Origin of the sequence: Costertonia aggregata (assembly GCF_013402795.1) — a bacterium.
Lineage (GTDB): Bacteria > Bacteroidota > Bacteroidia > Flavobacteriales > Flavobacteriaceae > Costertonia > Costertonia aggregata.
The window spans coordinates 1,983,011-1,995,328 of record NZ_CP058595.1 but is presented as its reverse complement, the minus strand read 5'-3'; the positions used below and the strand labels follow the sequence as shown (position 1 = coordinate 1,995,328).

The following is a 12,318-nucleotide window of genomic DNA, read 5'->3' as shown; positions in this document are numbered from 1 at the left end:
ACCTTTTGGCTTTAAAATTCGATGAAACAAAAAGTCCTGAAGATTTGTTCGCATTGCGTTTGGCAACAAACCTAACCTTGGTAAAAGAAGGTTTTTTTTCCCTATACCAAGAAGAAAGGCATAAAGCGTATTTTACCAGATTGATAGATTTATTGCCCAGGCTTTTTTCCGATAGGCCCACTGAACTGAAGTTTCAAGACTTGGTGAGAGTAAGACAACAGGGCAACTGGTATCAATCGGAAAAAATGGTAGGTATGCAACTGTATACCAATCATTTTAACAAAGATTTAAAGGGATTGCGGGATAAACTCCCGTACTTTGAGGAATTGGGTGTGAATTTTCTTCATTTGATGCCCATTACCACACGCCCAAAAGAAGAAAACGATGGGGGTTACGCCGTAAACAGTTATCATGAGATAGACAAAAAATTTGGAACCAAAAATGATTTGGAAAAGCTGACCCAAGAGCTGCGTTCCAGAAAAATGTTCTTGATGCTCGATTTTGTTGTCAACCATACGTCAAACGAATATCCTTGGGCGAAAAAAGCGATTGCAGGCTCCAAAAAATATCGATCATACTATTTCACGTATCCCGACAGGGATATACCGGATGCCTTCGAAGAAACGCTTCCAGAAGTATTTCCACAGACTTCTCCCGGTAATTTTACGTACAATAAAAAAATGAAGCGTTGGGTCATGACGGTCTTTAATGATTACCAATGGGACCTTAATTACAGTAATCCCGAGGTATTTTTAGAAATGCTGACCAACCTTGTAAAACTCATCAACCTTGGTGTAGATGTAGTACGTTTTGACGCCTTGGCATTTTTATGGAAAAAAATCAGGACAACTTCTCAAAATCTACCGGAAGCCCATATGTTGATTTCACTTTTTCGCATGTGCCTACAAATAATCGCCCCTGGAACCGTTTTATTGGCCGAGGCCATAGTTGCCCCAACAGAAATCATAAAATATTTTGGTGAAGAAAGTAGAAAAGGCAATGAATGCGAGATGGCGTACAATGCTTCGTTAATGGCATTGCTATGGAACTCAATCGCTACAAAAAAGACAAATCTGCTACAAAAAAGTCTTCAGGAAATCCCAAAAAAACCCGATACCGCCACCTGGATAAATTACATTCGCTGTCATGACGATATTGGATTGGGTTTTGACGACGCCCATATTTATGATATAGGATGGGATGCCAAAGAACACCGTAAATTTTTATTGGACTATTATTGCCAAGTTTTACCATGGTCCCCTGCCAAAGGATTGGTTTTCATGTACAACCCCAAAAATGGGGATGGTCGCATAACCGGTAGTGCCGCATCGCTTTTAGGGCTGGAAAAGGGAATAATGGAAAACAATGAAAAATTGATAAAGGCCGCAATCGACAAAATCGTAATGATGCACGGTATCGTATTCTCCTATGGTGGAATACCTATGATATATGCCGGCGACGAAATAGGCATGTTGAACGATTATTCCTTTCTTGAAGACCCGAACAAAAAACATGATAGCCGATGGGTAAACAGGCCCCAACAAGACTGGGAGACGATTGCTGCATTACAAGGCAAAAAGGGCCATAGTTCGGAAATCTTTTTTAGGTTACAAAAAATGATAGCGCTCCGTAAAAAATTATCGGTCTTCGCAGATAGTAATAATTTTGTGTTGCACGCTGCACCAAATCAACATCTATTGACTTTTGAAAGAAATGCCATTGAAGATAAATCGGTTTTGGTGCTTTCAAATTTTGACGAAAATCCACAAACGTTATCAAACGATTGGCTGCAGAGCATTGGTTTTTTTGCACTGGAAGGAGTAAAGGATATCATCTCAAACAAAAAAATAAAAACAGCATCAAAGGGCATTACACTACAACCCTACGAACTTTTGTGGTTGCAAAAGCTATGAGGCATCATTAATTGTACTTGACCTTTCTAAGCACCCTCAAGGATTCTTTTAAGGATTCATAACTGTTTGCGTCGTATTTTTTCAATATTGGTCTCGCCTTTTCCATTTGATCTTTGGCATCTTCAAAGCCGCTGAAATAGCAAATCAAATATGTTGCGGGCAGATGCTCCAAATCTTTTTTCTCATTGGGGTTCAGTGTTATTTTATTACCCAATTTTTTCAGCAGCGCGTTATTGGCATTATAAATATGAAATAGCGTTTTTTTATCAAAAAGCGGAGGTTCAAAAATAAGGTCACTTTGTATTTGATAAGTGCCATTATCAAAAAACTGAATGACCATTTTTTCCAGAGGATAGTACTTTTGTTGTTTTCCGAGCCCCAATTGTATAAACTCTATAGTGGTAAATGAACTATCGTCAAATGTGATGGTTATCTCATCTAATGCGGAATAGAATAGTTTTACCTGCTCATTAATCAATTCAATGTCAACACGGGAAAAATACGTTTCTTTCTTTACTTTTTTTCTTTTTCCCGCCCAACACACCACAAACTGTTCCTTAAAAACTTTATAACCACTTTCCAGATCTTTGTGGCGGTGATTCAAAAAATCGATAACGCCGTCCAAAGTGAGTTGAATATTGTTCTTGGCATGTTGTTCTATGGTCTCGACAGCTTCAGAATTAATATCCTTTAGTTCAATATTGTAGGCCTTTGGCATACTTATGCTACCCTCCCTAAAAAAAACCATTCCGCCATAATACTTCCATATGTTCTTTCGCAAGGCACATACTTTTCCGTTTGATTTGATGGAGACCAAACCAACTACTTTTCCCTCGGGCAAATGCGGGAAGGGAATATTCTCATATGAAATCATGGGCGGGTTGTCCAAATAGGCATTTACCAAGTTTTGGATTTTACTATCGTCAAAAAAATCGACCCCCACTATCTTATTGTCCTCATCTTCGACCCCTATTACTATAAACGACCTGTTTTTTGGATTGCTATTGGCCAATGCGCAAACATGCTTGAGGAACTTGGCCTTACCTTCTTTTTGTCCAATGTTTATAAATCTTTTTTTATCGTAAAAACTATTCTCATCGTTGTGGGCGAGAAGGTTTTTTATGAGAAGACGTTTATTAATCATCGGGAAATCCTGTTTGTATTTGGATGTACAAATATGACTCTAAGATACTTAACCCTTTTTTTAAATATTACCGATAGATCAATTAAAAACCGTTATTAGTTTTTATTCACTGGTATCAGGGGTGCATATACTGCTTAATAATTCTATTTTTGGATTGAACTTGAAATATAGTAACGTGAAAAAGAATACATTTTCAATAAAATTCATCGGCTTGCTGTTATTTTTCATGTGCTTCTGCCTATGTTCATGCAACCAAGCTACAATGGTTAAAATGGGGCAAACCATAAAAGATGAAAAAAGGGGGGATTTTACCGGCTTTGCAACCGATATTAATGGGGAGGGGGCTATCATTGCTATTGGTTCTCCGTTTGCGGACAACAAAGTATTGGGGTGCGGCAAAGTAGACGTGTATCAATTTCATACTCAAAAATGGATTCCTTTGGGCAAGCCATTATATGGCAATATGCAGGGTGGGCATTTTGGGAGTATCGTTGATTTGAATAAAAAAGGTAATATCCTCGCTGTTGGCGCCCCAAACAACAATAAACTCGGTATCAATTCAGGTAAAGTAAGCGTATTTGAATGGAAAAACGATCAATGGCAACGATTAGGTGAGGATTTTATAGGAAAAAGAGCTTATGATAAACTTGGAACCCATATTAGTTTGAGCGATGATGGTAGAACATTGGCGATAGGAACTCCTAGCAATCCTAAAGTTGAAAACGATCAAGGAAAAATCGAGGTTTTTGCTTTTGACGACACCATGGGCTGGATTCCCCTAGGCAATACCATTATAGGGGAAACCTATGTCTCTAGAAGGCAATACTCCACAACTATTTCTAGCGAGACCCAGCATATTGGGGAGGTGTTCGACCTAAGCGGCGATGGCAAGACGTTGATATTAGGTTCGAGTAAAAGTACTTTAATAAGCGACAATAGTTATATGAACGGTAATCTTCGTGAAGAATGCAGCGTTGCCGTATTTCGTCTACAAAATGGTCTCTGGCAAAAATTGGGCGACATTTTATTTCCTGAGCAAGAATATGAAATCGGTTTTGGTGAATGGGTAAGTACAAACGAGGACGGTTCATTAATAGCATTGGGATCTCATCTCACCCAAGAATATAAGTATGTAGACGATAGCAAAGACCTATTCTCGGGATATATCAAGACCTACAGGCTAAACGACTCCGGAAAATGGCAGCAAGTCGGGAACAAACTACAAGGGGAAGGCGGTGACACTTTCGGGGTACGTTTTTCACTGAACGGTAAGGGCAACAAAATGGCTGTTACCGGTCATGGATATAATCCTGACGACGGTCCAGCAAATATGAACTATGCCTATTATTTTGAATTAAACGATACGGTATGGTGCATGAACGCAAATAAAATAAAACTAAAAAAAGCATGGGAGGATTATACTGTGGATATTTCATTAAGCCATGAGGGCGATACCTTTATCGTGGGAAATAGTAATATGGATAACGATGGATTGACTTTTGGCGAGGTAACTGTATATAAACCCAAGAAGTGATGAAAAAATTCGGCATATATATTTTGTTCATATCATCGACAATTTCGATTACCATCAGTTCCTGTGGAAAAAAGAATCCTCTCCCAGAAAATGTTGCCGTTTGGCAGGTTTTTGGTGATACCATAAAATTTGAAGAACACACCTATAACGAAAACAAACAGGAAATACTAACTGCGAACGAAAGTGGTATTATCGGTATCGTAGATTACGACATGCCTTTAGACTCAACATACCTCCCGTTAAAAGCCAAGATATTTAAACGTCAACTTGATGGTAAAACAGTGTTGACAAAGCACGATACACTGGGACAAGGTATTATAGCGCCTGGCGGCGTATTACAATTGAATGCGAATGGAGATAGAATGACGACCCTGTATGCTAGCGAAGATTCCAAAATATCTGTTTTGACGCACCATCTCAAAGGAGACATGTGGCAAACCGTGGATACACTCTTTTTACATCCCGAATTTAAGTTCAACTACATCAACCTAAAGTTAAGCGATGATGGTAATACATTGGCCGTGTTCCCTGCTATCAACGGTTATACAAGAGCGTATGTAAATACCTATCGTTTTGAGGACGATACATGGAAAACTTTGGGTGATTCAGTACCCGTACAGGATATTTTACCCAAAAACACACAATCTTACGGTAGCGGAATGTACTGGGATTATGTTGATTTCAACACAAATGGAAGCAAAATGGTCATTGGTAATCCCTTTGCGGAAGTAAACGGACTGAGTTCTGGTGAAGTACGCACCTATGCACTACAAAACAATCAATGGAAAAATGCCTCAAAAACAGTGTATGGTAAATTTCCCTATCATCATTTTGGTAGTAGCGTTGTCCTAAAAAACAACGTACTTTCGGTTACTGCACATTCTAGAAAGCCAGATGAAAACATGACCGTCTTTTACTGGACAAACAAGAACTGGGAGGAACAGTCAGGCTATTTTGAACCTGATCAATTTATGGGGGAAATATATAGTATCAGTGCCGATGCACGGACCGTGCTCTCAGTAGAACCGACCCAGATATCCTATGGGGAAAAACCAAAAGAACTTTATATATATCACCATTTAGAGGGCACATGGCTACTTTTAGGTAAAATAAGAAACGGTTCCAGGCACATTAAGGAAATTGGGTTGTTCCCAGAAAGCAGACAACTGGTAACGTTTCAAAAAGATTTTTTTAAGCAACACATCGTTTGCTATAAGTTGATAGACTAATTGCCGGTTTTATGTACCAAGGTACTGCTCGCCTGTGCTGTGGGCATAACCACTAAATCGGAAATATTTACATGATACGGCCTGGTCACGACAAAGTGGATGATATCCGCGATATCCTCGGGCTTTAAAGCTTGAAAACCTTTGTAAACCGATTTCGCCCTTTCCGTATCACCTTTAAAACGCACATTGCTAAATTCGGTTTCCACGAGCCCTGGGTTTATGGCACCCACTCTTATCCCATGAGCGTTCAAATCTAACCGCATACCTTGGTTTATGGCGTCTACGGCATATTTACTGGCACAGTATACGTTTCCTTTGGGATATACTTCCTTTCCTGCAGTGGATCCGATGTTTATGATATGACCCGATCTACGTGCTATCATCTGCGGCAAAACCGCTTTGGATACATAAAGCAATCCTTTTACATTGATGTCCAACATAGCGTCCCAATCATCCAAACTCCCCTGATCTATGGTGTCAAGGCCATGGGCATTCCCCGCATTGTTTATGAGGATATCTATTTTCGAAAAGGTATCTGGAATATTGTTTATGGATTGTATCACCCTATTTTTATCCCTTACATCAAAGTTCAGAATATGTATCTTGACATTCTTGCCAAGTGCTTCCCGAAGATTATCCAATCTTTCTTGCCTTCTCCCACAAAGAACCAAATCAATACCGTTTTCCGCAAAAAGTTCAGCGGTCGCCTTGCCTATTCCACTGGTAGCTCCCGTAATCAATGCTGTTGTATTCATTTCTATATTTTTATGGCACTGGATGGCCTTGGCTGGCCTCAAGCAGGGCAAACCAATCTTCTCTCTCCAAATTGATGTTGACGGATTTTGCGCTGTCCGTCAATCGGTCGGTGTTTGTTGTACCTATCACTGGGTATATTTTCGCAGGGTGTTTCAAAAGCCAGGCCAGTAGAAGAGCATTGGCACTTGCACTGTATTTTTCTTCCAGGGTTTTCAACACTTTCTTGATCCGACCTTGTTTTTTATCGTTCTCCCTGAAATAACTTCCCAAAGGACTCCAGGCCATCATCATTCTACGATGGGCGATGCCGTCGTCTAAAGTGCCGTCGTACATCGGTTTGTTCATGGTCAGGGAAAACTCTACCTGATTGCCTGAAACCGGTATTTTGGTCTCTATCATAGCTATTTGCGAAGGAGTAAAGTTAGATACTCCAAATTCTATAACCTTTCCTTCTTTTTGCAGTTTTTCAATGGCTTCCGCAATCTCATCGGGTTGCATCAAGGGGCTTGGCCTATGCAAAAGGAGCATATCCAAATAGTCGGTTTCAAGGTTTTTCAAGGATGCCTCGGCAGATCCTATGATATAATCTTTGTTGTATTGGTAGTGGGCCACTTTATTAGGCCTACCCGTTACCATTTGGATACCACACTTCGAAATTAATTGTACGTCTTGCCGTTTGATTTCGCTTTCCGCAAATGCTTTTCCAAAATCAGCTTCGGTAGTATAGTCCCCATATATATCGGCATGGTCAAATGTGGTGATTCCCAGCTCCAGGCAATGGTGCATCGTCGCAATGGATTTCTTTGTATCAAAGGCTTTTCCCCAACTACCCCAGGTCATGGTGCCAGCAATAATTTTGGAATATTTAATCGGATTTTTCATAAGTCCTCGAAAATAAAGATAAATCCCTTAAATCCTTCATAAAACTTAATGGGTTACCGTATTTTTAACCAATCGTTAACAGCCATTAAATAAATAAATTTTCAATTTGCGCCATGCGAATTCAACCAACCAACTGATGCTTAATTAATACACCCTTTATATGGAAGAAAATACTACTGTAGATATTAGTGCCGTGAACGAGAAAATTGCCCAGGAGAGTGCTTTTATCGACCTACTTACCCTAGAGATGAACAAGGTCATCGTGGGGCAAAAGCACATGGTAGAACGTTTGCTCATTGGCCTTTTGGGACAAGGGCATATTTTATTGGAAGGAGTGCCGGGCCTGGCAAAGACCTTAGCCATAAATACCTTGGCAAAAGCGGTAAAAGGCAGCTTTAGCCGTATACAGTTTACACCAGACCTATTACCTGCAGACGTTGTAGGTACTATGATCTACAATATGAAAGTAAACGACTTTTCTATTAAAAAAGGTCCGATTTTCGCAAATTTTGTATTGGCCGATGAAATAAACAGGGCACCTGCGAAGGTACAATCCGCCTTATTGGAGGCCATGCAGGAAAAACAGGTGACCATTGGCGATGAAACCTTTGTTTTGGACAAACCCTTTTTGGTAATGGCCACCCAAAACCCCGTAGAACAAGAAGGTACATACCCACTTCCCGAAGCGCAAGTTGACCGTTTTATGCTGAAAACAGTGATTGACTACCCCAAAATGAACGAGGAGCAATTGATAATTCGCCAAAACTTAAAAGGTGCCTATGAACAGGTTAAGCCTGTGGTTACGCTTAAACAGATTCTTAGCGCACAACAAGCGGTCAGGGACGTTTATATGGACGAGAAGATCGAAAAATATATTTTAGACCTTGTTTTTGCCACACGTTATCCCGAAAAATATAATTTAGAAAGCCTAAAACCGCTGATCAATTTTGGGGCATCGCCACGTGGTAGCATCAATCTGGCCAACGCTGCCAAATGCTTTGCTTTCATCAAAAGAAGAGGGTATGTAGTACCCGAGGACGTGAGGGCCATAGTCCACGATGTACTTAGACACAGGATAGGCATCACTTACGAGGCAGAAGCGGAAAATATAACCTCGGAAGAAATCATCAACCGTATCGTAAACGAAGTTGAAGTACCATAGATCAGTTGACAGTTATCAATACGAATTCTACAGTTGATCTTATACACTGCTGTAGCCTTCTATTGATTATTTAGTCTTAACCACTACTCGCTGAAAAATATGGATACAAAGGAATTACTTAAAAAGGTCAGAAAAATAGAGATAAAGACTCGTCGTCTTTCTGATCATATTTTTGGAGGAGAATACCATTCTACCTTCAAAGGCAGGGGTATGACCTTTAGTGAAGTACGGCAATACCAATTTGGTGATGATGTAAGAAGTATTGATTGGAACGTAACGGCCCGTTATAACGAACCTTTCGTTAAGGTGTTCGAAGAAGAGCGAGAACTCACCATGATGCTCATGGCAGATGTGAGTGGTTCAGAACTATTTGGAACATCCAATCAATTTAAAAAAGAAATCATTACCGAAATATCGGCCACGTTGGCTTTTTCGGCCATGCAAAATAACGATAAAGTAGGTTTGATTCTCTTTTCCGATGAGGTTGAACTCTTTATCCCTCCAAAAAAGGGGAAAAGTCACGTATTGCGTATTATCCGGGAATTATTGGAGTTTCAGCCAAAAAGTAAAAAAACCGACATATCGGAAGCCCTAAAATACATGACCAACGTACTAAAGAAAAAAGCCATAGTTTTTGTGCTCTCGGATTTTATGGCTGAAGATTATGAAAAAACATTGAAGATTACAGGGAACAAACACGATGTTACCGGAATCAGGATCTACGATGAACGTGAGGAAACCATTCCCAATTTGGGAATGGTACAAATGCAGGACGCTGAAACTGGTAGGTTGCAATTGGTCAATACACAATCCAAAAAAGTGCGTATGGCCTACGGGCGATATCACAGGCAACGTGTTGATTATTTTAGGGAAACCTTTAAAAAGTCAGGTTGCGGTGTATTGGACTGTAGGGTTGACGAAAGTTATGTAAAAAAATTGTTGGGCTATTTTAAGCGAAGAGGATAAATGAAGTTTAACCATACGGTGTTGACGGTAAAAAGTTACTTGCGTGAAATAAAGCAAGCTTTTGTGTTATGCCTGATGTTTGGCTCTTTTTGTGGTCTCTCCCAAGAGAGTGCCAAAGTAAATGCATCTATTGACACCTCCTATATCAAAATCGGGGAGCAAATAAAGTTCACGGTTACCGTTGATGTAGATTCAACAGCAACCGTATTTTTCCCGGAGGGGCAAACTTTTTCTCCCTTGGAGACTGTTGAAGCCATCGCTACGGATACCGTACGAAAGAAAAATAGGTTCATACTTCAAAAAATATATGCCCTTACACAATTTGATTCGGGGGCCTACACCATTCCCCAGCAACGCATCGCCATCAACGAAAAACCGTTCATGACAGATTCTTTTCGAATCAACGTGAACACCGTTCCCGTAGATACGTTGAAACAGAAAATGTTCGACATAAAACCATTGATCCAAGTAGAGAAAAGCAACGCCCGCATATGGAAGACCATTTTATGGGTTTTAGGCGGTCTTCTAATAGTGGGAGCTCTTTTGTACTGGTTCGTATGGCGAAAAAAACCACTTACCGAAGAAGAAAAAGTAGCACTCCTGCCACCTTATGACAGGGCATTGCTGGAGCTCAAAAAACTGGAAAATTCAAAATATCTTATCCAGGACGAATACAAGGCATATTACTCGCAATTGACCGATATCGTTAGGTCCTATTTGGAAGAAGACGCCCATGTTTCTGCCTTGGAAAGCACCACGGGGCAATTGATAACAAAATTGGAGATGATGAAGGATGCCGGAGAGCTAAAATTGGATGATGCCACCATTAAACAGTTCCAACAAATTCTTCAAACAGCTGATTTGGTGAAATTTGCTAAATCGAAACCTTCTACTTCGGTTGCGGAGCAGGATAGAAAATTAGTAGAGCAGATTGTTGTAAAGACCCACGATGCTTTACCTGAACCCACGATAGAGGAACTCATGCTTCAAGAGGAATATAAGGAAGAACAGGAGCGCAAAAAACGAAGAAGAAAAATCATGTATTCCGCAGCGGCCGTTTTGGGCGCTCTTGTATTATCTGTAGCAGGTCTTTCGGTTTACTATGGGCCAAAACAGGTTTGGGACACCGTAACGTTTCATCATACCAAACAACTTTTAGAAGGCGATTGGGTAGCCAGTTCCTATGGTTTTCCGCCATTGCGTATTGAAACACCTGGGGTTCTAAAGAGAGTTGACGGCGAGTTGATATCCAATTCGGCAAATCTGGATACCATAAAAAACGAGGCAAAAAGAAAGGCGGCCAAAGACGTTTTTAACAAATTTTCCGCATCCCAGAAGCTGGGGATATCAGAATTTCTTATGGAAGAGGGCAAGGATGATATCTATATAAAGTTCGAGGACATGACCTTGCCCAACAAGGATTCAACGAACTTAGAGAAAGAGGCACAAGAAGGTATCGATTTCTTTGCCAAACAGGACAGGGTCAAGAACATCATTACCAAACGCGAAAAATATAGTACGCCAGCCGGTTCGGAAGGTCTCAAACAATACGGTTCCCTAAAATTCAAAAGTTCCGAAGGGGAATATCAAAAGAAAAACTATATCATCCTAAATTTTGCGGCACCAGGCAATTATAAACGATTGTTCTTGATCTGGAACGTTGACGATGAATATGCCGATAAAATAGTAGATCGAATCTTGGCATCGATAGAAATTAAAACTGAAGTATAAATGCTGGAGAACGTCCAATTTGCGAACCCACAATTTTTTTGGTTGCTCTTATTGCTTCCAATGGCCGTGCTTTGGTATTTTTTTAAGCGAAAACAAGAGAACGCATCGCTAAGGATTTCGAGCACAAAAGGGTTTTCAACAAGTAGCTTTCTTCCTAAATTAAAGCCTTTGCTCCTTGCCCTGCGCTTATTGGCCCTGGCCGCCATAATAACGGCAATGGCCCGCCCGCAAACAAAAGATGTATCGTCTAGAACAAAGACCACCAAGGGTATTGACATCGTTATGGCCATAGACGTTTCTTCAAGTATGTTGGCGCGCGACTTAAAACCCAACAGGCTCTCGGCTTTAAAAGAAGTGGCCGCCGATTTTATAAAACAACGCCCCAATGACCGTATAGGCCTTGTGGCGTATGCCGGTGAGAGTTACACCAAAACACCCATTACGAGCGATAAATCCATCGTATTGAATGCGTTGAGAGAAATAACCTATGGGCAATTGAACGATGGTACGGCAATAGGTATGGGTCTTGCAACATCAGTCAACCGTTTAAAGGAGAGTAAGGCGATAAGCAAGGTCATTATTTTATTGACGGATGGTGTGAACAATTCCGGTTTTATAGAACCGCAGACCGCTGCCGACCTTGCCGTGGAATTTGACATTAAGACATACACCATTGGGTTGGGCACCAACGGGAACGCGCTTTCCCCGATCGCATATAATGCAGACGGCTCTTTTAGGTATGGCATGCGCCAGGTAGAAATAGATGAAAACCTGTTGAAGGATATTGCCAAAGCCACAGGTGGAAAATATTTTAGGGCGACCGATAATGAAAAACTGGAAGCTATTTATGATGAAATAAACAAATTGGAAAAAACCGAAATAGAAGAATTCAAATACACTCGCTATGAGGAGAAGTTTAGGCCTTGGATATATCTCGCCGGAGCTTTACTGCTAGTGGAATGGGTATGTAGAAACACCTTGTTTAGAAGTTTTATTTAAAA

At 40.5% G+C, this 12,318-nt stretch carries 10 protein-coding genes; 7 read left to right on the top strand and 3 right to left on the bottom strand.

The window, feature by feature from the left end; genetic code table 11:
* Positions 1-5: 5 nt before the first annotated feature.
* Complete coding sequence (locus HYG79_RS09200; protein ID WP_228027847.1) at positions 6-1,913, top strand: alpha-amylase family protein; 1,908 nt, start codon at positions 6-8, stop codon at positions 1,911-1,913.
* 7 nt (positions 1,914-1,920) lie between these two features.
* On the opposite strand, the gene HYG79_RS09195 is transcribed toward HYG79_RS09200, so the two are convergent.
* Positions 1,921-3,057, bottom strand: a complete 1,137-nt coding sequence (locus HYG79_RS09195) for an ATP-binding protein (RefSeq protein WP_179241802.1) — start codon at positions 3,055-3,057, stop codon at positions 1,921-1,923.
* Positions 3,058-3,328: 271 nt separating this feature from the next.
* Here HYG79_RS09195 and HYG79_RS09190 point away from each other — a divergent pair, with 271 nt between their 5' ends.
* On the top strand, positions 3,329-4,591 hold the full coding sequence (locus tag HYG79_RS09190; RefSeq protein WP_179241801.1) for a hypothetical protein: 1,263 nt from the start codon (positions 3,329-3,331) through the stop codon (positions 4,589-4,591).
* Positions 4,591-5,820: a hypothetical protein gene (locus tag HYG79_RS09185; protein WP_179241800.1), complete on the top strand. Its 1,230-nt coding sequence runs from the start codon at positions 4,591-4,593 to the stop codon at positions 5,818-5,820. Before HYG79_RS09190 ends, HYG79_RS09185 begins: the two co-directional genes overlap by 1 nt.
* On the opposite strand, the gene HYG79_RS09180 is transcribed toward HYG79_RS09185, so the two are convergent.
* Together HYG79_RS09180 and HYG79_RS09175 are read right to left on the bottom strand one after the other, a co-directional pair.
* Positions 5,817-6,575: an SDR family NAD(P)-dependent oxidoreductase gene (locus HYG79_RS09180; protein ID WP_179241799.1), complete on the bottom strand. Its 759-nt coding sequence runs from the start codon at positions 6,573-6,575 to the stop codon at positions 5,817-5,819. The genes HYG79_RS09185 and HYG79_RS09180 overlap by 4 nt on opposite strands.
* 10 nt (positions 6,576-6,585) lie before the next feature.
* Entirely contained in the window at positions 6,586-7,458 is an 873-nt protein-coding gene (locus HYG79_RS09175; protein ID WP_179241798.1) for an aldo/keto reductase, read from the bottom strand.
* Between the two features lie 160 nt (positions 7,459-7,618).
* On the opposite strand from HYG79_RS09175, the gene HYG79_RS09170 reads away from it, so the two are divergent.
* The 4 genes from HYG79_RS09170 to HYG79_RS09155 all read left to right on the top strand — a co-directional run bounded on the left by HYG79_RS09170 (position 7,619) and on the right by HYG79_RS09155 (position 12,316).
* Positions 7,619-8,620: an AAA family ATPase gene (locus tag HYG79_RS09170; protein WP_179241797.1), complete on the top strand. Its 1,002-nt coding sequence runs from the start codon at positions 7,619-7,621 to the stop codon at positions 8,618-8,620.
* A gap of 99 nt (positions 8,621-8,719) precedes the next feature.
* Positions 8,720-9,586, top strand: coding sequence for a DUF58 domain-containing protein (locus HYG79_RS09165; RefSeq protein ID WP_179241796.1), 867 nt, complete (start codon positions 8,720-8,722; stop codon positions 9,584-9,586).
* The gene (locus HYG79_RS09160) at positions 9,587-11,317 is read left to right on the top strand and encodes a BatD family protein (RefSeq protein WP_179241795.1); all 1,731 of its coding nucleotides are present in this window, start codon (positions 9,587-9,589) and stop codon (positions 11,315-11,317) included. It begins immediately after the preceding gene.
* Positions 11,318-12,316: a vWA domain-containing protein gene (locus tag HYG79_RS09155; RefSeq protein ID WP_179241794.1), complete on the top strand. Its 999-nt coding sequence runs from the start codon at positions 11,318-11,320 to the stop codon at positions 12,314-12,316.
* Positions 12,317-12,318: the final 2 nt, after the last annotated feature.